The organism is Prosthecobacter sp., from assembly GCF_014879935.1.
GTDB lineage: Bacteria > Verrucomicrobiota > Verrucomicrobiia > Verrucomicrobiales > Verrucomicrobiaceae > Prosthecobacter.
Map to the genome: position 1 here is coordinate 14,011 of NZ_JACSRD010000081.1, position 20,390 is coordinate 34,400.

Here is a 20,390-nt window from a genome sequence, read left to right on the forward strand (position 1 = left end):
CGATTCCATCTCAAAACCCGGGCAGCGATGCCCGGGTTTTTGCGTTCAGAGGCTCAAGTGCCCCAGCGCCAGCAGGCCGTAGTAGGTGTACTCGCAGTCCAGCATGTCGTCGGTCCAGTTGCCATGAAAGCCACCCGTCGCGTCCCAAAGCGAGTCCACAAAATCGAGGCACGGCTCTTTCAGGCGTGAAAAATCCGCCTGCACTGCATCGAGTGCGTGCAGGGCGACCGCTGTGGAGAGCAGGTCAGGCAGTGGCGCGGCGGGGAGGGCCAGAAAGCCGCCTTGTGGCAGACATTGCTTCACCAGCCAATCGACTGCCTCCGGTGGCGGCGGCATTTCGAGATGCCGGTGCAGCGCAACCATCGCCGCCGTGGCCGTGGTGGACCCGACAGGAATGCCCGGTTCGTTGGACCAGGCTCCGTCTTTTGTCCGGAGGCCACCCATGCACTCTGCCAGACGCCACGGCTCAGGCGGCAGCCCGCCGAGGTCCTGATAGGCGCCCCAGGCAAGCAGGCAGCCATAAGCACTGCCCTTGGTGCGCCCTGGGGCCTGATGGTAACCACCATCGGCACATCGAAACGCCTCGATGCGTCCGGCCAAAGACTCGCGTGAGGTGGTGGGGAATCCCTCCAGCCCGGCGTTGGCCCAGCAGCGCGCCAGACAGCACAGGTGCACAAAGTCCAGGCCGTCACCATCGCCAAAACCCGTCAACCACGGCTTCACATCAGGAAGCTTCGCCGCATCCACGGACAGCGCCTGCAGGCCTTCGAGGCCAAACACCGTGTAATACAGGTCCGGCTTGTCATCGCGATCCAGAAATCCGCCTGTGGGAGAAAGCCGTGAACGCAGGAAACCCTCGATCAACCCCGCGGACTCGCCGAGCAATTTCGGGGCAAGGCGGGCCACTTGGAGCATTTCGAGTCGGAAGGACATGGTCAGCGACTAACTTCAACGTCGCCACGCTGCCAGAAGAAACTGATTTTCCCGCTTGAGAATTCCGCGCGTTGGTCAACACTCGCGTCCCGGTCACCCGACCCCCTACGTTGCTCACGTGGCGGAATTGGTAGACGCGCTAGATTCAGGTTCTAGTGAGTAACATCGTGAAGGTTCGAGTCCTTTCGTGAGCACCATCCCCTGGCATTGCCGGGGGACCGGATTCAATCATCATGCAAGACGCAGGATTTGTGAGGCAGGCTTTCGCGGGAATCGCGTCGCGTTACGTGCTGGCCAATCACGTTCTCAGCCTCGGAATCGACTGCCTCTGGCGGCGCACCACGGCAAAACGCATCGCCCGGCTCGCTCCGCAACGCGTTCTCGATCTGGCCACCGGCAGTGGCGACCTTGCGCAGGCCATCCAGCGCGCCTGCCCGCAGGCCAAGGTGCTCGGAGCTGATTTTTCCGTTCCCATGATGCGTCAGGCCCAGGCCCGGCAGTTTCGCCAGCTCATTGCGGCTGACGGTCTGGCTCTTCCGTTTCAAGACGGTGTCTTCGATGTGCTCACGGTCGCTTTCGGTCTGCGCAACATGGCTTCCTGGCCCGCAGCCCTGCAGGAAATGAGCCGCGTCTTGCGTCCCGGAGGCACGCTGTTTGTGCTCGACTTCTCCATCCCGCGTGTGCCTGGCATCCGGCAGGCCTACTTGTTTTATTTGAAGCGCATCATGCCGTGCATCGCCGGCTGGATCACCGGCCAGCGCGAGGCTTATGTCTATTTGTGTGGCTCCATCGAGCGGTTTCCTTCCGGCGAGGACATGGAGGCATTGATTCGCCAGAACGGCTTCGAATCTGCCAAGGGCAGCGGACTCACCTTCGGTATCGCATCGCTTTACGAAGCCAGGAAGGCATCCTGAGAACAAGCTTGCCGCGTTGCCGCAAAACCTGAAGCGCGCAAACCAAAGTCTGAATGAAGGCCGGCCTGTGGAGGCGTTTAATCAGGCCATGAAACGCCGCCAGTTCCTCCAATCGTTGTCCGCCCTCGCCACCACGCCGGTTTTGGCTGCGGAGACGCCGTGGAAGCTGAATTACCTGCTGGCCTCGTCGATGTACGGCAGCCTTCCGCTCGCGGATATCCTGCCGGAGGTCAAAAAAGGCGGCGCGACGGCCATCGAACTCTGGCCGAAGAAGCACGGCACGCAGCGGGAGGAGCTGGATGAGATCGGGCATGACAAATTCGCGGAGATGCTCAAGGAGCACGGCATCGGCTTCGGTGGCACGACGCGCTACGATCTCGGGCCGTTCAAGCTCACGCAGGAGATCGCGGTCGTGAAGAAGCTGGGCGGTTCGTTCATCGTCACTGGTGGCTCCGGCGAGTGGAAAAACATCACGCCGGAACAGCTCAAGGCCAACGTGAAGGACTTTGTCGAAAAGATGAAGCCGCACGCGGCGCTCGCAGCCGAGGCTGGCCTCCAGATCGGCATCGAAAACCACGTCAACAACCTCATCGACACGCCGGACTCGCTGCGCTGGCTCGCGGATGAGATTCGCAGCCTGCCCGGCATCGGCATCGCGCTCGCGCCTTACCATCTGCCGCAGGACACGAAGCTGCTGGCCGGTCTCATCCGTCACATCGATCAGAAGATGACGCTCTTTTATGCCTGGGAACACGGCAAGGGCTGCACCAAGCCGATGCCGAAAGAAGACGAACTCCAGCAGATGCCCGGCCGCGGCCAACTCGACTGGAAACCGCTGCTCCAGGCGCTCAAGGATGTGAATTTCACCGGTCCCACCGAAGTCTTCATGCACCCGACACCGCGCGGCATCCCGATCATGCCCACGCTCGCCGAATCGACCGCTGAAATCGTGCGCGGCAAAAACCACCTCGACGGCATCGTCGCATCCCTTTAACCATCACTTCCATACTCCACCACTCCAACTCCCATGCCTGAAGCCAAAGTCCTCCTCATCGTCGGTGACGCCACCGAGACCGTTGATACGCTCTACCCCTACTACCGCCTGATTGAAGGCGGCTACAAGCCCGTCGTCGCCGCGCCGGAAAAACGGAAATACCAGATGGTGCTGCACGAGATCAAACCCGGCTGGACCATCACGAAGGAGTGGGAAGGCTACAGCATCGACGCCGACATCGCCTTCAAGGACATCAAGCCGGAGGAATACGTCGGCATTTTCTTCAGCGGCGGCCGTGCGCCAGAATACATCCGCGAAGACGCCGACCTGCTGCGAATCACGAAGTGGTTCTGGGAACAGAAGAAGCCCTGCGCCAGCGTCTGCCACGGCGTCGAGATCCCCGCGCGTGCCGACATCGTCAAAGGCCTGCGCATGGCCACCGTCGCGAAGTGCAAATTCGACCTCGAAATCTGCGGCGGCATTTACGTCAACGAACCCTGCGTGATCGACCAGCACATGTATTCCGGACGTACTTATCACGACAGCGGCCATTTCGTCGGCCCTTGGATCAAAGCGTTGGATGAAGAGCGTGCCAAAATGGGGCTCTGAGAATGACGAAAGTCGAATGCAGAATGACGAATGAAGTTTTCGCCGCTCCCATGATTCACGCCCCTGCCGCCATTCGTCATTCGTCATTCGGATTTCGTCATTCCGCGCTGCTGCTGGCCGCCTTCCTCCTCAGCGCCACGCCAGCGCGGCCCCATCCCTTGCAGGCGGAGCCAATCGATCACGCGTTCGTTTACACCTTCGACCAGTTCAACATTCCAGAGGATCCGGATGAGGCGCTGGTGAACGGCGGGCTGCTGCTGCTGGCGGAGTTGAACTGCACGGCCTGCCATGCCGCGCCCGAGTCGTGGCAGGACCGGCTCAAACCGAAGCCGGGGCCGGATCTGAGCGCGGTGGGCTCACGGCTCGATCCAGACACGCTGTGGCTCATGATTCGCAGCCCGCAGACGCGCAAAAAAGGCACGCAGATGCCCGGTTTGTTTGCCGGTGAGGAGGGCGATGACGAAAAAGTCGAAGCGCTGGTGGAATACCTGGGCGCGCTGAAGAAAGAGGCATCGGCGATGCCTGCGGGAGATGCGGAGCGCGGCAAGGACCTTTATCACAAGGTGGGTTGCGTGGCCTGTCACGAGCCAGCCAAAGATGCCAGACCGCCGAAAGTGCCTGCCGAAGCGGAGGTTGAGAAGCCAGGCAACGCATCCGTGCCGATCGCGCTGGCGGATGCGTATGACTTTAACTCGCTGGCTCATTTCTTGAAGAATCCGCTCCACTTTCGTCCTGCCGGCCGCATGCCGGACATGCGCCTCAGTGAGCAGGAGGCGTCGGACATCGCGGCGTATCTGCATGTGGGTCGCGTGGCCGAGAAAGCGACGGCGCGTGCGGCGCTGAAGATTCCGAAGCAGGGTGTCGAGAAGGGCAAAGCGGTCTTTGAGAAGATGAATTGCATCGCGTGCCATCAGACCGGTCAGTCAAGGCCGACTCGTCAGACGGCACTGACGAAACTCGATGCCGCGAAAGGCTGTCTCGCCGAAAAGCAGCCCAGCGGTACACCGCGCTTCGATTTGAATGATCTGGAGAAACGGGCGCTGAAGCTCGCGCTGGCGGAGATTCAGAAGCCTGCACAAAAACTCACCGCGCAGCAGCGGGTGGACTGGCAGATGTCGCGCCTGAACTGCTATGCGTGTCATGATCGCGATGGCAAAGGCGGGCCGGAGGATCCGCGCGCGCAGTATTTCGGCGTGAATGACGCCACAGCCGAATCCATCGGCCAGCTCGGCCATTTGCCGCCAAATCTCGACAAGGTGGGCCGCAAGCTCACGCGCGGCTGGTTTGAAAAGACCCTGTGGGGCGAAGGCGGCAGCGTGCGGCCCTACATGGACACGCGCATGCCGAATTTCGGCCAGGCGCAGACTGAAATGCTCATCAGCGCCTTCAACGAGGCCGACAAACTCGACAAACCAGTGAAGATCGACGTCAGCGGCCTCGAAAAGCATCACCGCGCCGAACTCGGCCGCAAACTGCTCGGTGCGACAGGACTGGCCTGCGTGTCGTGCCACGGCCTCAAAGATCGCAAATCACTCGGCCCGCCCGTGATCCGGCTCACGCACACGGTAGAGCGCTTGCAGCCCGAGTATTTCAAAGAGCTGCTGCTCAATCCTCAGGTCACGCAGCCTGGCACGGTGATGCCGCCGATGTTTGTGGGCCGCAAAACGGCCGACAAAGACATCGAGAGCCTCTGGACGTATCTGCGCGAGGTCGAAGGCCAGCCGTTGCCGGAAGGGCTGATGTCGTCGGAGGATTTCGAACTCAAGCCGGACAAGCGGCCCATCGTCTTCCGCAGTTTCATTGAAGGCGCAGGCTCGCATGCGATCGGCGTCGGCTTCCCTGGTGGCCTGAACGCGGCGTTTGATGGTCAACAAAGCCGCTGGGCGATCATCTGGAAGGGACGCTTCCTCGATGCGATGAGCAACTGGCAGGATCGCGCGATGCCGCCGATCAAACCGCTCGGCACCGACGTTAAGGAACTGCCTGCGGCGACCGGCGAACGCGTGTTCGGCGGCTACAAGCTCGACAAGGATGGCGTGCCGACGTTCTTGTATCGTCAGGATGGCCGGCAGGTCGAAGACACGCTCCGCCCGAAGAAGAATGGATTTGAACGCAGCGTGAAGATCAACGGCAAGGAAACGAAGGAGGCACTCTCATGGTAACGTCAGTTCGTGGTTCTTGGTTCGTGGTTCTGGGTTTGGGACTCTCGGCCCTCTGCTCTCCGCTCTTGGCTCAGCAGCAGTCGGACTACTATCGCCTTGAAACGTATGAACTGCCGAAGGGCGTGAATTTTGAGGCGAGCGGTCTGGCGGTGACCGACAAAGGCCAGCTCGCGGTGGCGTTGCGCAAAGGTGAGGTGTGGATCGAAGGCAAAGATGGCTTCCAGCTCTTCGCGAGCGGTCTGCATGAGATTCTTGGCCTCGCATGGCACGATGGAGCGCTTTACGCGACTCAGCGCGCCGAAGTGACGAAGCTGCGGGACACGGATGGCGATGGCAAAGCCGACGAATACCTCACGGCCTCGACGGGCTGGGGTGTTTCGGGCGCGTATCACGAGTATGCGTATGGCCCGGTGTTTGATGCGGAGGGGAATGCTTACACCTCGCTGAATTGCAGCATGGGCAAGGCCTGGAAAGGCGCGGGCGATGAGGAGAAGCATCCGCTGTGGCGCGGCTGGGTCGTGCGCATGACGCCACAGGGCACGCTGGAGCCTTGGAGCGCCGGATTCCGCAGTCCGTGCGGCATCGGGCAGGACGCGGACGGCGAAATCTTCGTCACCGACCAGCAGGGCAACTGGATGCCGACCACGCCGCTGTTTCACATCCGCAAAGGCGCGTATTTCAGTCATGCTGACTCGATCCCCGATGCCATGCGTCCGGAGTCGCCGGTGAAAATCGCCGCGAAGCAGCCCGACGGCACACTCACGGTCGCCGAGGCGATGAAGACCGTGCAAGGCTACTGTCCGCCCGCGGTTTGGCTGCCGTATGTGAAGATGGGTCAGAGCGGCACCGGCATCACCTGCGACAAAAGCGGCGGCAAGTTCGGCCCGTTCGAGAAACAGCTCTTCCTCGGCGAGTTCGTGCTCAGCGGCGTGAACCGTGTATTCCTCGAAGAAGTCGGCGGAGAGTATCAGGGCGCGTGTTTTCCGTTTGTGGACGGCCTGCAATGCGCGGCGCTGGCTTTGACGATGCTTCCGGATGGATCGCTCGTGGTCGGCGAATCGAACCGCGGCTGGAACAGCAAAGGAAATCGGCCTTTTGGCCTGCAGAAGTATGTCTGGACGAAAAAGACGCCGCTGGACGTGCAGAAGCTCGAACTCACGAAGACCGGCTTCCGTTTCACCTTCACGCTGCCCGTGGACAAGGCCAGCGTGGGCCAGATCAGCGGCCAGAGCTACACCTACCCCTTCCAGAGCAAGTATGGCGGGGAGGAACTCGATGCGAAGCCGCTGCAGATCGGCGATTCAAAACTCTCCGACGACGGACTGATGCTCGAAGTGACCATCACGAACCTGCGTGAAGGCTACGTGCATGAGTTTGAGCTGCCTCAACTCAAAGCGAAAGACGGCACGTCGCTGTGGCACCGCATGGCGTTTTACACGCTGAATCGACTGAGGGAGTAGGTGAGTGGTTGCCGTGCGGATCATCTGCCGAGGGCATGAAATCTATTTGCCGAACGAACGCAGTCGTTTACTATCGCGGCCCTTCGCGATGCCAGCATAGCTCAGCGGTAGAGCAGCGGTTTTGTAAACCGCTGGTCGTCGGTTCGATTCCGACTGCTGGCTCCACCCGCAATCTCCTGTGGGAATCCGCATGCTCAACTCGCGATCTCTAACGGGGTCTTCTGGCTGTGGTAATTGTTATTTTCTTCTTACAATTATTGGAGCGTCGGGCCGGGATTCGCGAATATCGTCGTTGTGATTAAACAACAATCGATGCACCTATGAGCCACGCGCCCCCGACTCCAATGAAGTCTTTCTGCTGCCTCCTGCTAACGCTTGTCCTATGCGGACAAGCCGTGGCTGCTGACAGCGGTGTTGTTTCCATCGCTGTGGGAACGGTGACAATGATTCCGGCTGGTGGTGGTGCTGAAGTGCCGCTGAAGGCCGGTGACGCGGTTCCCGTCGGAGCGACTGTCAAAACGGGTGCTGGTTCCCGGGCCGTGATCAAAACAACGAAACAGTCTGCCGTGCGCATCGCGGAGAATTCACACGCGGTGATGATGGAACTGGTCGATTCGGAAGCGACCCCCAAGGTGCTGATTGACCTCAAGTCCGGCAGCCTTGGTGCGCTGATCCAGCCGCAGGCTCAGGCAGCGATGGACTTCAAGGTGAAGACCCCCACGGGCATCGCCGCTGCACGCGGCACCATGTATGCGGTGGCGGTGGAGGATGGGAAGGGCTTCGTGAAGGTCGAACATGGCAAGGTGGACGTGATTCCCGCCAATGTTGAAAAGAAGGTCCCGCAAACGGGCAAGGTCACCGTCGTGGCAGGCACGGTGAATGAGACGCCGCTCGGCGGTCAGGCCCGCGCTTTGAAGGAAAGTGATGTGGTGACCACCGGCAGCACGATCAAAACGGGACCTGATTCCCGCGCAACGGTGACCATGACGACGACGTCCGCGGTGCAGATCGGTCCGAATTCTGAAGTGGTGGTGAACGAACTGGTCGAATCTGCCGAGAACCCGAAGGTGTTGCTCGATTTGAAGAAAGGCACCATCGGTGCGCTGGTGAATCCGGGCGGCAATGGCAAGATGGACTTCAAAATCAAGACGCCCAGCGGCATCGCAGTCGCGAAAGGTGCGTTTTATTCCGTCGCCGTTGAAAACGGCAAAGGCTACGTGCAGACCAAGGAAGGCGAAGTGGTGGTGACGCCGCTCGAATCTGCGGCTCCTGGCCGGTAAACAGCTCTGACGAACCCGCACATTCATGTCGTCAGGGCATCCATTTTCATGGACGAGTTGCGCATTCCGTTATCAGGAATGCGTCGCGGCGCTGCTGTTTTTTGCGGCTCTGTCATCCTTTGGCAATCCAACCGGTGGTGTGGTGGTCAATGGCGACGCGATCATTCAAAATGCGGTGCCAGGACTTACCACGATCGTCCAAAGCAGTGATCGCGCGGTGATCGACTGGCAGTCGTTTTCGATCAATGCGGGGGAACGCACCAACTTCATCGTTCCAGACGCCACTTCGGCCACGTTGAACCGGGTGCTGGGTTGCGATCCTTCGATCATCAATGGTTCACTGACTTCCAATGGTCATCTGTTCCTCATCAACTCGAATGGCATCGTCTTCGGCCACGGTGCGACCGTGGACGTGGCCGGACTGACGGCCTCCACCTTGAACCTCGACAACTGCGCCTTCATGACCGGGGGCGACCTTGTTTTCAGCGGCTCCTCGCAGGCCCAAGTGAAGAACGAAGGTGTGATCACCGCGTCCAGCGGCGATGTGTTCTTGATCGGATATCAGGTTTCGAATTCCGGCACCGTCCGTGCACCGAATGGCACCGTCGGCCTCGCGGCTGGGTCGGAAGTGCTGATCAAAGCAGTTGGCGATGAACGCGTGGTCGTCCGCACGGCGAGCGGCTTTCGCAAAAAATACGGCATCAGCAACAGTGGGGTTATTGAGGCGAGTGTGGCTGAACTCAAGGCCCATGGCGGCAACGTTTATGCCCTCGCCATTCGCAACACGGGCCGTGTGGCGGCCACCGGCGCGACGGTGCAGGGCGGCCGCATCATGCTGCGGGCGGATGGCGGGAAGATTGAAAACAGCGGCACGCTTGTGGCACGTGGAACGGCTGGCAGAGGTGGACAGATCTCCGTTCAAGCGGGAGCAGGCGGCCAGGTGACCATCAATGGCCGCGTGGATGCTGATGGAACGACGGGTGCAGGCGGGAACGTCGCCATCGCGGGTGAGAAGGTCGAGATTCGTCGGGCCATTGCAGTGACGGCGGACGGCCAGACCGAAGGCGGTCAGATCGACATCGGGGCCAACGAGGCTGGTTCATCCGTCACAACGATCGCGGGCACCGTCAGTGCCAGCAGCAGTGGCGGGAAGGGGGGCGAGATCCGCCTCGGAGGAAGCTCCCTGACAATCCAAAGCGGCGCGGAGATTCGTGCGGATGGCCAAACGGGCGGCGGTCGTGTGTTTGCAGGCGGTGGTTGGGAGTTGGGAGCGACGAGCGTGCTCGATTCGAGCTGCGTGACGGTTGAATGCAGTGCGCTGTTGAGCGCCAACGCGATTGAAAGTGGCGACGGCGGCAAAGTGGTGATCACTTCAGGGAGCCAGCTCCGATTTGACGGCCGTGTGCAGGCCAGAGGCGGCAATACGTCGGGCAATGGCGGCTTTGCGGAGCTTTCCGCCGGTGATTCGGTCACCATCGAGCGCCTGACCGGCCGCGTGGATCTGAGCGCACCGCAGGGAAGCGCTGGCAGGCTGCTGCTGCGTTCCAGCGAATGGGAAATCGCGGATCGTTGTGCCTGGTCGTCGAATGCCAACCGCCTTGATGATGGGGATGTGTCGAGCTTCCTCGATAGCGCCAATCTCGCGATTCAAACGGTTCTCAAGGCGTCCGGTGGCAATGGCAATGTCGTGATCAATGGCCCGATGGCCTGGTCGGCCGCGAACGCGCTCACCATCACCTCCGCTTGTGATTTCATCCTGCTTGCGGGAGGCTCCATCGAGTCCCTGGGAGGTGGCGACGTCACGCTCAGTGCGGCACGTTCCGCGTTGGTCGAGTCTGGAGCCGGCATCAGCACCACCACGGGGAACGTGGTCATTCGTGCCAATCAAAGCACAACGCCTTTGCCGGGTGACTTCAATGGCATCACGATCAACGGCTCCATTTCCACGCAGAGTGGCGGCATCACACTCGCAGGACGTGGCGGATCGACGGGAGCGGCGATCATCCTGGATGATGCGAGTCTGCGCACGCAGGCCGGCGGTGTCATCGCTCTGAAAACCTCAGGAGGCGCCGTCACGGGCAACGGGGCGCTGATCTCCAGCAGCCTGGTGATGGAAGGTGACGGCGATTTCACGCTCAATGGCACCGGCAACCAAATCGGCACGGTGGCGACAGCTGGTGTCGTGCGTTCGGTCACGCTGACGAATTCGACGGCCTTGACGATTGGCGTTGTCGGAACTGCCGAGGGGCTGTCAGCGGTTGGAGACATCCGCGTTGGAACGGCGACGCAGGGCCTGTCGATCCTGCGCAATGTGACGTCGCAGAGCGGTGTGATCGCTTTGAGTGGAGGCATCATCACCGTGAATGGTGCCACGGTGTCCAGCACGGGCAGCGCACCGGTGACGCTCACAGGCAGCCAGTTTGTGCTGAACCAGCAGCCGGTCATCAAAGGCGTGCTGATCGGCAGCGGTGGCAATGCACAGATCACGCTGAATGACAGCAACCTCACGCTGGGTGAGACCTACACTCTCGACGCGGCCCGGATCACCGCAGGAAGCCGGATCTACGACTTCCAAAACGTCTCTGTCATCAATCTCGAACTCGGCGCTGGCGATGACAGCAGCAACACGAACTTCTTCACCTTCACGCAGTTCCTCAACGCTGGCGGCGGCACGAACAAGCTGTTCGTGAATGGCAGCCAGCCCACGACCTCGCCGCTGACGAAGCCCGGATTCGGCACGATCACCTTCACCGGCTTCGCTGCGCCGCCGGTGCAGGCGAGCGTGCGCCCAGACGGCACGCCCTTCGGCTCAATCGTGCTGCAAAATGCCCAGCCGGGCACGCCTGGCGGCAGCTCGGGCACGCAGACAAACAACTTCAACTCCACTTCCATCGCCGGTGCGGCCGGAGTGGGTGGCATCTCGGCAGCCACCGGAGGCCTGCTGGCGAATGTGGCCGGAGCGATGGGTCAGAATCTCGGATTTGCTTCACCCGGCGGCGGCCCACCGCCGAGCCTGAACCTCCAATCGCAGATGAATGCCTCCACGGCGCCTGGAGTGGAAAGTGAATTGAACGCCGCGCTTGGCGGTGATGGCACCATGGGGGTGAGATCGGGCACCGGCCTTGTTTCCGTGAATCCGCAGGGACCGCCGCCGAGCGTGACCACCGTGGCGCAACTCGATGCGGGCATGAGCTTGAATGCCCTCGCGGAGTTGTCGTTCGGTGTGTTCGGCGTCAGCCAGGTGACGGTGAACAGCGCCCTCGGCGCGCAGTCCCTTGATGTTGGCGGAGCCAGTCCATCACTCGCCATGCGAGGCACGCTCGCGCAAACGGCCAGCCCCGAATCCTTCAGCCAGCTTTCCACCGTGCTCGGGGGCGATGGCACGGCCCGTGTGGAGGCGGTGGCCGGCACCATTGGCATCGACTTGAAAGGTCTGCCCGTTCCTTTCGAGACACAGGCCACGCTGATGTCCATCATCTCGGTCGGAGCCGTCGGGGAGCTCTTTCTGGCGCTGGGCGGCACGGGTGAATCCATCGTGAATGACACACACGGCCTCACACGCATGGATGCATCAGGAACGGCGGCCAGCAGCGAGACCGCCGCCGCCGTCCTTGCGCAGCTGGCCGCGCCTCGCATGAGCCAGTTGTCCCTGATCACCGGTGGCGCGGGCGCCGGCTTGATGCAGGCGGCCGATGGGACGCAAAGCACATCCCTCGATGCCCTACTTCCCGGTCCCTTCGTCAAGGCACGTCTCATCGATGCCACCAGCCAGCAAAGCCAGGAGGAACTCGACCGTGCCACCCGCTGATCGCTTTCGTCGTGTCATGAAAAATCCACGTTCCATTCACTTCATCGCGATGTTGCTGCTCATGCAGGGGCTGACCTCATCCGCCATGGCCCAAGCCGCTGCCGCCGGGGCTGGAAACTTGATGGAGAAGGTGCTCCCTCCGGCGCCGAATCAGGCGGCGGCGGCTTCGGCCCAGCCGCAGAGCCAAGCATCCGGCACGAAGCCGGACGAGGGCGATCCGAAACCGCTCGGTGTCGATCTTCACGGGCTGCAACTGGTGCCGAAGAAGATGAAACCCCTGCCGAAAGGCAGGCGCAACGTGCTCGTCGTTGATCCTGCCTTGAGCCTGCCACCAAAACTCGCCGAAAGCCTTCAGAGCGAGTTCCTCGGCCAGCCGGTGAGCATGGCGTTTCTGAACCGGCTGGTGAAACGGATCAACAAGGCCTATCAGGCCACCGATTTCCCGCTCGTGGACGCTTATCTGCCGGAGCAGGACATCTCCAGTGGCAACGTGCAGATCATTGTGCGCGAGGGGCTCATGGGAGAAGTGCGTGTCGAGGGCGCGAAGCGTTCGTCTCCTGATTACATGCGCCGCCAGATCCGCGTGGCACCCGGTTCGCGCATCGACACCTCAGTCATCTCCCGTGACATCGCCTGGCTGAACGAGAATCCGATCCGCAACGTCAACGTCATCTACGAGCGCGGGAAAAAGGAGGGCACCAGCGACATCGTGCTGAAGACGCAGGAGAAGAGGCCCTTCCAGGTCTATTCAGGCTATGCGAACTCCGGACTCTCCGCCACGGGCCTGAATGAAGTGACCGGCGGCTTCAACTGGTATCAGATGCTCGGCACGGAGCAGTCGCTGAGTTATCAATTCTCCGGCAATCAGGAGCTCGACCGGCTGAAAGCGCACGCTGCCGTGTGGAGCATTCCGTTTCCCTGGCGGCACCGGCTGCAACTCATCGGCGTCATCGCGGAGAATGAGATTCAAAGCGGGCAGACGGGCGTTCCGCTCGGCATCAGTGGCAAAAACCGCCAGTTCTCCGCCGCCTACACGGTGCCGCTCGCCAGCGCTTGGAGCAATGTGCGTCACAAGGCCGTCGTTGCCGCCGACTACAAAAGCACGACATCAGACATCCTTTTCGGCGGCCAGTCGCTGGCCACTTCGGATGCCGAGGTGATGCAGTTCCGCCTTGGTTACGATCTCGTGATCAACGATCCGCTCGGCCACACGCGCATCGGCGCTGCCGGCGTTTACAGCCCGGGCAATCTGCTGCGCAGGAACACCTACGAGGCCTTTGACCAGCTCCGTGCGGCATCGCAGGCGGAGTATTGGTATGCGGTGGCGGAACTGGAGCGCCTCCTGCGTCTGCCGAAAGGCTTCTCCCTGGTCATGCATGTGGCCGGCCAGTATTCGAACAACCGCCTCCTGCCCACGGAGCAGATGCTGGCGGGCGGTTATCGCACCGTGCGCGGCTTCCGCGAGAGCATCGCCCGTGGAGACTCCGGTCTGCGTGGCACGGTGGAGCTCAATCTCCCGCCGATGCATGTGTTTGAGGGCGACACGCTGAATCTCTTCGCGTTCTACGACGCTGCCTATCTCACCAGTGTCGGAGACTTCGCCTCCGAGCCGGATCAGAACCTCCACGGTGCCGGTCTCGGCCTGCGCTACAGCCTCGGGGACAATCTGGATCTGCGCCTTGCCTATGGCTGGACCCTGCGTCATTCAGGCGTGTCCAGCATGCCGCCTGGTCGTCTGCACTTTGGCATGAACGTGAAATACTGAAGGCGAATCCTCTCCGACCATCTCCATGCAAAAAAAGAAGCGCGGCAGCCTTGGATTCGTGATCAAACTGCTGCCGGCGGTGCTTCTGCTGGCCCTGGGGCTCGATCACACGCGTCTGGGGCAGGAACTGGAGAACCTCACGCTCGACTGGCGCTTTCAGGTGCGCGCGCGGTTTGACCCGCCCGCGCATGAGAAGGTGCTCATCGTGGCGATCGATGAGGAGGCGCTGGCTGCCTTCGGCCGCTGGCCGTGGACACGGGAGGTGCATGCGCAGCTCATGGCGCTGCTCTCCCAGCGTCCGCCTGCGGCGGCGGCTTTTGACCTCCTATTCACCGAACCCAGCGCGGATCCGGCCATCGATCAGAAGTTTGGTGACGCGCTCGTGCTGCTCAGCTCCTCCATCACAGCCGCCGCGGCGGAGACGCTGGAGCATGCGTCGAAGTTCACCGCCGAATACGCGGGCAATACCAAGGCCATCACCCGCATCGAGGGCGATGTAGGCCGCATCATCGGCAACGACACCGGTTTGATCCCCGTGCCGATCCTCGCGGAGAGTTCGCACACAGGTTTTGTGAATTCACCGCCCGGAACCGACGGCGTGCGTCGTGAGCTGCCCCTGGTGGTGCGCTGTGGCACGCGGGTGTTTCCCAGCCTCGTGCTGCAGGCCTTGTTGCAAAGCGAAGGACTCGACACCGACGCGGTCGAGGTGCTGCTGGGCCGCCACATTCGCGTGAAAGGCACGGACAAGACCTGGGAGATCCCAATCGATGCTGAAGGGCGTCTGACGGTGAACTACCGCCACCCGCACAGCTTCACCGTTTTCCCGTATGCGGGCTTGGTGGCGAAGCTGGCGGAGTTTCAGGGCAAGGAGTGGCCCAAAGAGTTTCCGCCGGTCGCCGGACAGATTCTTTTGATCGGACAGACCGCCACGGGCCTGTCCGACCTCGGGCCGACGCCGCATAGCCCGCAGACGCCGCTGGTGCTCATCCATGCCAATGCGCTGAGCAGCATCTTGAAGGGCGATTTCATCACAAAGCCCGATCCGCTGCTCGTCATCGCGGTGTGGATCGTACTGGCCTTCGTCACGGTGCTGGTGCTTCGCCACGGATCGATCCTGGTGTCGATCCTGGTGCCGGCGCTGATGATTGTGGCCTATGTCGGCGCGGCGTTCTTCTTTTTTCAAAAGGAGAGCCTTCACCTGCCCGTCGCGTGGCCCGTGCTCGGCTTCGTCGCCGTGGAAGGCGGCGCCTTGCTGCGTCGCCTCATGATCGAACTGCGCGCCAAGAGCCGCATCACCGGCATGTTCGGCACTTACGTGGCGCCGGATGTCGTGAAGCAGATGATCTCCTCCGGTGAGGAGCCCAAGCTCGGCGGCCAGCAGTCGGAGATCACCGCCTTCTTCAGCGACATCGCCGGTTTCTCCTCCTTTTCCGAGAAACTGTCCGCCGAGCAGCTCGTGAACCTGATGAACGACTATCTCACCGAGATGACGGACATCCTGCACGACAACGGCGGCACGCTCGACAAGTTCATCGGCGACGCCATCGTCGGCATGTTCGGAGCACCGCTGTATTTCGAAGGACATGCCCACAGCGCCTGCCGCGCGGCCTTGCTGATCCAGAAACGGCAGATCGAACTGCGCGCGAAGTGGCGGCAGGCAGGTGGCTGGCCGGACATCGTGTATGAGATGAAGACCCGCATCGGTCTGAACTCCGGCGAGGCCATCATCGGCAACATGGGCTCACGCCGGCGCTTCAATTACACCATGATGGGAGACACCGTGAACCTGGCCGCCCGCAGCGAGAGCGGCGCGAAGAGCTACGGCGTCTATACCATGATCACGGGAGAGACGAAGACCCTCGCACAGCAGTTCAAGGACGACATCGTCTTCCGTTTCCTCGACCGCATCGTGGTGAAAGGCCGCAGCAAGCCGGTGGAGATGTATGAGCTGGTCGGCTTCGCGAACGAGGTATCCGCGCCCACGCGGGAATGCCTCACGATGTATCAGAACGGCATGAACCTCTACTTCCGGCAGGATTGGGACGGTGCGAAGGCCTGGTTCCTGGAGGCGCTCAGCCGTGAAACCCATCAGGACTCAAATCCGTCCCTCGTCATGCTCGAACGTTGCGACGTCATGAAGAAACATCCGCCGCCAGCGGATTGGGATGGCGTTTATGTCATGAAGACGAAGTGAGGGCGCCTTGTTCGCAGTTCGCAGTTCGCAGTTGTGGTGAAAAAATTTGCGGTGGAGACATCCGCTCCTGGCCGTGGTTGCGATGCAATCAGTGATCACGACCACAACTCAACCGCATGGAAGAGAACAAAGGAAGTGATTGTCAGGCGCGAGACCTTCACCGGTCCCGCGCCTCACTTTTTGGCAGCGTTAGCAGCCATCCATCTCATGCTTCGGTCGCGATTTGAAAGGCATGAGCGCAACACATCATCCATCCTGGCGCAGCAACGCCACAGGTTATCCGCTGCCGCCTTTGGATGAGATCGTCTGGGGCTGGGACGGCGTGACCGTGCGGCGTGAGCCTGAGACGCTCATGACGGAGGTGCGCTGGACGGATCTGGCTGGCGCACCCGTGGCGGAAATCAGCCACTGGCTGCCGCTGGCGGAAAATCCGGATGAACCGCCCCGTCCGCCGAACGTCTGGGCCACGCGGCATGACGGACTGGCCGACCCGCCCTCCGACGCGGGCTTCGTATGGGCCTTTATCGGCGACGAGGCGCCGCAGCGTGCGCAATATCGCGACGACCATTGGTATGACCTCGATGGCGGGCCTCTCGATGCCCGCGGCTTGAAGTGGCTGCGGGACCTGGAATTCACCGATCCCGCGCGTCATGCGTGACGCCACGTGCGATTCAGAGCGAATTCTTATGGTTCCGGGTGAGTTCTGCCGTCAGTCTCGCCGCCAGTTTGAAAGCCTCCTTGATCTTCACAGTCAGCAGCCGACATGGAGGCGTGCGCATTCCGGCGCGTGCGTCTCGCAGACATAACTCCTACCCGAATGTCCGACCCCGAGCCCAATCTGGAAGAAGCAAGCGTGCCTCATGAAGGCAGCACCGGCTCCACATCCCCTGATTTGATCGAGGACGAGTGCGGACACCTGTTTGACGACATCGTGCCTTCACGCGGCTATCACATGGTGCCCATGGTCGGCATCGGTGGCTCGGCAGGCAGCATCGCTCCGCTGCAGGATTTTTTCCGCGCGATGCCGGCGGACAGCGGCATGGTTTTCGTCGTCATCCTGCATCTTTCTCCCGCGCATGAGTCCAGCCTGGCCCAGGTGCTCGCCGGGGCCACTTCCATGCCGGTGTTGCAGGCTGCCGATGGCATGGCGGCCGAGGCCAACCACGTCTATGTCATCCCGCCGGGGAAAAATCTCTCCGCCACGGATGGAAAGCTCCGCCTGAAACCGCTGGAGGTGGAGCGTGGCAGACGCGTGGTGGTGGATCTGTTCTTCCGCTCCCTGGCTGACACGCACGGTCCTCACGCCGCGGCGGTCATCTTGTCCGGCTGCGATGGGGACGGGGCGCTGGGCATCAAGCGCATCAAGGAACGCGGCGGCCTCACCATCGCCCAAGACCCGGAGGAGGCGATGCATACCGGCATGCCGTGCTCCGCGATTGAGACCGGCATGGTGGACTGGGTGCTGAAGGTCGCGCAGATGCCGGAGCGGTTGCTGGCTTACGTCAAAAAGGAGAAGAAGCTGCGACTGCCGCCGGAGGAAGGACCGCAGCCGGCCACGCCCGTGCAGCCCTCCGGCGATCAGGCGGAGGCGGCTTTGCGCGATGTGCTCACCTACCTGCGCACGCGCACCGGCCGTGACTTCTCCTATTACAAGCGGGCCACCATTCTCCGCCGCATCGCCCGGCGCATGCAGGTCAATGGCGTCGAGGACATGCCCGGCTATCTCGCCTTCCTCCGCATGCATCCGGGGGAGTCAGGGGCGCTGCTGCAGGACCTGCTCATCTCCGTGACGAATTTCTTCCGGGATCGCGAGGCCTTCGCGGCGCTGGAGCAGCTCATCCCGCGGCTGTTTGAAGGCAAAACCCAGAGCGACTCCGTGCGCGTGTGGGTGCCCGCCTGCGCCACGGGGGAGGAGGCCTACTCCATCGCCATCCTGCTCCTGGAGCACGCGCGGAAGATGGAGGTGCCGCCCCCTTTGCAGGTCTTCGCCTGCGATCTGGATGACGATGCCATCGCCCAGGCTCGTGGCGGTCATTTTCAGGACGTCATCGAGGCGGACGTCAGCGAGGACCGGCTGCGTCGGTTCTTCGTGAAGGAGCACGGCGGCTATCGCGTGCGGCGTGAGCTGCGTGAGATGGTGCTCTTCGCCGCGCATGATCTGCTGAAGAACGCGCCCTTTTCCCGCATGGACCTCATCTCCTGCCGGAATCTGCTCATCTATCTGAACCGTCCCGCGCAGGACCGTGTCTTCGACACCTTTCACTTCGCCCTGCGGCCCGGCGGCCTGCTTTTCCTGGGCACGTCCGAGTCCGTCGATGACGGCACCACGCTGTTCCGCACCCTCGACAAAAAACACCGCATCTACGAGCACCAGTCGGCACCGCGTTCGGGACTGCCCGTCCCCACCGGCCCCAGCACCCTCCTGCGTGCCATCGAGGCGCAGGAGCGTGCCGACACCGGCCCGGTGGTGCACGGCCGCCGCTTTCTGGCGGAGGCCGCCGCGTCCTTCCCGCCCATGCAGTCCCCGCCGCTGGACCGCTCCACCATGGCGGAGCTTCACTACAAGCTGCTGGAGCGTCTCTCGCCTCCCTCCGTCATCGTCAATGCCGACCATGACATCGTCCATCTCTCTGAAAATGCCGGCCGCTTTTTGAAATTCAGCGGCGGCGAGCCCACCGCCAATCTCCTGCGCCTCGTCGATCCCCTGGTGCGGGTGGAGCTGCGCGGCGCCCTGTTCCGCGCCGCGGAATCCAGCCTGCCCGTCACCGTCGCTGATCTGCCGCTGCAGGTCGAGGGCCAGCCGCGCCTGCTCGACATCCGCGTCACTCCGGCCACCGAGATCGCCTCCGGTTTCCTGCTTGTCGTGTTTGAAACGCGTGATCCCGTCGCCGGCGGCACCCGCCCTGATTCCGGAGAGCCGAGGGTCAGCGATGAACCCGTTGTGCGCCAGCTCGAACGCGAGCTGGAGCAGGTGAAAGGCCACCTGCGCGACACCATCGAGCAATACGAGGCCAGCACGGAGGAGATGAAGGCCAGCAACGAGGAACTGCAGGCCATGAACGAGGAGCTGCGCAGCGCCACCGAGGAGCTGGAGACCTCCCGCGAGGAACTGCAGTCCATCAACGAGGAGCTCACCACCGTGAACTCGGAGATGAAGGTCAAGGTGGACGAACTGGCCAGCACGAACTCCGATCTCTCCAATCTGATGGCCTCCACCGCCATCGCCACCATCTTCCTGGATCGCGAGCTCGCCATCACCCGCTACACCCCCAGCGCGGTGGACCTCTTCCACCTCATCCCGGGGGATGTCGGCCGTCCGCTCGCCCACCTGAAGCACCGGCTCGACTACCCCGCGCTCATCAGCGACGCGGAGCAGGTCCTGCGCACCCTGGTGCCCGTCGAACGCGAGGTGCGGGATGAGGAGCGCTGGTTCCTCGCCCGCCTGCAGCCCTATCGCACCCTGGAGGACCACATCGCCGGCGTCGTGCTCACCTTTGTGGACATCACCGAACGCCGCGAGGCCACGCAGATGCTCGCCTGTGAGCTGGATGCCATGACCCGCCTCTCCCACGTCTCCTCCCAGCTCATCGTGGAAGGCGACGTGCAAATCCTGCTCGACGCCATCCTCGACGCGGCGGTGGCCATCATGCGGGCGGACGCTGGCACCGTGCAGTTGTACGACCAGGAGATGGAGTTGCTGCGGTTAGTGGCGCATCGTGGCGTGCCGCCGCAGGTGGCGGAACATTTCCTGGACGTGGACGCCGGGGCCAGCACCCCTTGCGGACGCGCTCTTCTCTCCGGGCACCGGGTCATCATGGATTTCGACACCGGGGCACCCGACCTCACCGGAAACGACCGCTGGCACCGCGAGGAGGCCGGACTGCTCACCGCGCAATCGACTCCCCTCGTCGCACGCTGCGGCCGCATCCTCGGCATGATCTCCACGCACTGGAAGCGCCACTTCCGCCCCACAGAGCGAGAGCTGCGTTTCTTCGACCTCCTGGCACGGCAGGCCACCGACGCGCTGGAGCGCAAGCAGGCCGACGACCTGTTGCATGCACAGATGGACGAGCTGCAGCGCTTCAACGACGCGGCTGTCGGACGCGAGATCCGCATGATTGAGTTGAAGAAGGAAGTCAATGAGCTGCTCTCCCGACTCGACCTGCCGCCACGCTACCGTGCCGATGACGGCAGCGAAGAAAACGCCCCGGCTGCTGAAGCTTGATCCGGTGTTTCGTTATTACGAAGGTTTCCGCGACGCGCCGGGCATC

At 62.2% G+C, this 20,390-nt stretch carries 12 protein-coding genes and 2 tRNA genes; 13 read left to right on the forward strand and 1 reads right to left on the reverse strand.

Annotation, left to right across the window (positions count from 1 at the left end; translation table 11 throughout):
- Positions 1-45: 45 nt before the first annotated feature.
- A complete protein-coding gene (locus IAE77_RS04235) occupies positions 46-933 on the reverse strand; it encodes a prenyltransferase/squalene oxidase repeat-containing protein (protein WP_294222327.1) in 888 nt (295 codons plus the stop codon).
- A 112-nt stretch (positions 934-1,045) separates the two neighbouring features.
- Between IAE77_RS04235 and IAE77_RS04240 the strand changes: the two genes are divergently transcribed.
- The 13 genes from IAE77_RS04240 (at position 1,046) to IAE77_RS04300 (ending at position 20,344) form a co-directional block, all read left to right on the forward strand.
- A tRNA-Leu gene (locus tag IAE77_RS04240) sits at positions 1,046-1,130 on the forward strand.
- Positions 1,131-1,166: 36 nt separating this feature from the next.
- Positions 1,167-1,847, forward strand: a complete 681-nt coding sequence (locus IAE77_RS04245) for a ubiquinone/menaquinone biosynthesis methyltransferase (protein ID WP_294222329.1) — start codon at positions 1,167-1,169, stop codon at positions 1,845-1,847.
- Between the two features lie 88 nt (positions 1,848-1,935).
- Positions 1,936-2,841 carry a sugar phosphate isomerase/epimerase family protein gene (locus tag IAE77_RS04250; RefSeq protein WP_294222331.1) on the forward strand — a complete coding sequence of 302 codons (906 nt, stop codon included), beginning with the start codon at positions 1,936-1,938 and terminating at the stop codon, positions 2,839-2,841.
- A gap of 33 nt (positions 2,842-2,874) precedes the next feature.
- Entirely contained in the window at positions 2,875-3,450 is a 576-nt protein-coding gene (locus IAE77_RS04255) for a DJ-1/PfpI family protein (RefSeq protein ID WP_294222333.1), read from the forward strand.
- Positions 3,451-3,500: 50 nt separating this feature from the next.
- Positions 3,501-5,612, forward strand: coding sequence for a c-type cytochrome (locus IAE77_RS04260; RefSeq protein WP_294222334.1), 2,112 nt, complete (start codon positions 3,501-3,503; stop codon positions 5,610-5,612).
- A 65-nt stretch (positions 5,613-5,677) separates the two neighbouring features.
- Positions 5,678-7,072, forward strand: a complete 1,395-nt coding sequence (locus tag IAE77_RS04265; protein WP_294222337.1) for a hypothetical protein — start codon at positions 5,678-5,680, stop codon at positions 7,070-7,072.
- A 90-nt stretch (positions 7,073-7,162) separates the two neighbouring features.
- Positions 7,163-7,237 (forward strand) — tRNA-Thr (locus IAE77_RS04270).
- A gap of 230 nt (positions 7,238-7,467) precedes the next feature.
- The gene (locus IAE77_RS04275) at positions 7,468-8,352 is read left to right on the forward strand and encodes a FecR family protein (RefSeq protein ID WP_294222340.1); all 885 of its coding nucleotides are present in this window, start codon (positions 7,468-7,470) and stop codon (positions 8,350-8,352) included.
- 25 nt (positions 8,353-8,377) lie between these two features.
- Entirely contained in the window at positions 8,378-12,160 is a 3,783-nt protein-coding gene (locus IAE77_RS04280; protein WP_294222342.1) for a filamentous hemagglutinin N-terminal domain-containing protein, read from the forward strand.
- Between the two features lie 16 nt (positions 12,161-12,176).
- Positions 12,177-13,925: a ShlB/FhaC/HecB family hemolysin secretion/activation protein gene (locus IAE77_RS04285; protein ID WP_294222345.1), complete on the forward strand. Its 1,749-nt coding sequence runs from the start codon at positions 12,177-12,179 to the stop codon at positions 13,923-13,925.
- 25 nt (positions 13,926-13,950) lie between these two features.
- Positions 13,951-16,119, forward strand: a complete 2,169-nt coding sequence (locus tag IAE77_RS04290; RefSeq protein ID WP_294222348.1) for an adenylate/guanylate cyclase domain-containing protein — start codon at positions 13,951-13,953, stop codon at positions 16,117-16,119.
- 232 nt (positions 16,120-16,351) lie between these two features.
- Entirely contained in the window at positions 16,352-16,777 is a 426-nt protein-coding gene (locus tag IAE77_RS04295; RefSeq protein WP_294222351.1) for a hypothetical protein, read from the forward strand.
- Positions 16,778-16,936: 159 nt separating this feature from the next.
- On the forward strand, positions 16,937-20,344 hold the full coding sequence (locus tag IAE77_RS04300; protein WP_294222354.1) for a chemotaxis protein CheB: 3,408 nt from the start codon (positions 16,937-16,939) through the stop codon (positions 20,342-20,344).
- Positions 20,345-20,390: the final 46 nt, after the last annotated feature.

Coding starts and splice junctions, on each gene's coding strand:
- IAE77_RS04235 (WP_294222327.1), bottom strand. CDS start 933: ATGTCCTTCCGACTCGAAATGCTCCAAGTGGCCCGCCTTGCCCCGAAA.
- IAE77_RS04245 (WP_294222329.1), top strand. CDS start 1,167: ATGCAAGACGCAGGATTTGTGAGGCAGGCTTTCGCGGGAATCGCGTCG.
- IAE77_RS04250 (WP_294222331.1), top strand. CDS start 1,936: ATGAAACGCCGCCAGTTCCTCCAATCGTTGTCCGCCCTCGCCACCACG.
- IAE77_RS04255 (WP_294222333.1), top strand. CDS start 2,875: ATGCCTGAAGCCAAAGTCCTCCTCATCGTCGGTGACGCCACCGAGACC.
- IAE77_RS04260 (WP_294222334.1), top strand. CDS start 3,501: ATGATTCACGCCCCTGCCGCCATTCGTCATTCGTCATTCGGATTTCGT.
- IAE77_RS04280 (WP_294222342.1), top strand. CDS start 8,378: ATGTCGTCAGGGCATCCATTTTCATGGACGAGTTGCGCATTCCGTTAT.
- IAE77_RS04285 (WP_294222345.1), top strand. CDS start 12,177: ATGAAAAATCCACGTTCCATTCACTTCATCGCGATGTTGCTGCTCATG.
- IAE77_RS04290 (WP_294222348.1), top strand. CDS start 13,951: ATGCAAAAAAAGAAGCGCGGCAGCCTTGGATTCGTGATCAAACTGCTG.
- IAE77_RS04295 (WP_294222351.1), top strand. CDS start 16,352: ATGAGCGCAACACATCATCCATCCTGGCGCAGCAACGCCACAGGTTAT.
- IAE77_RS04300 (WP_294222354.1), top strand. CDS start 16,937: ATGTCCGACCCCGAGCCCAATCTGGAAGAAGCAAGCGTGCCTCATGAA.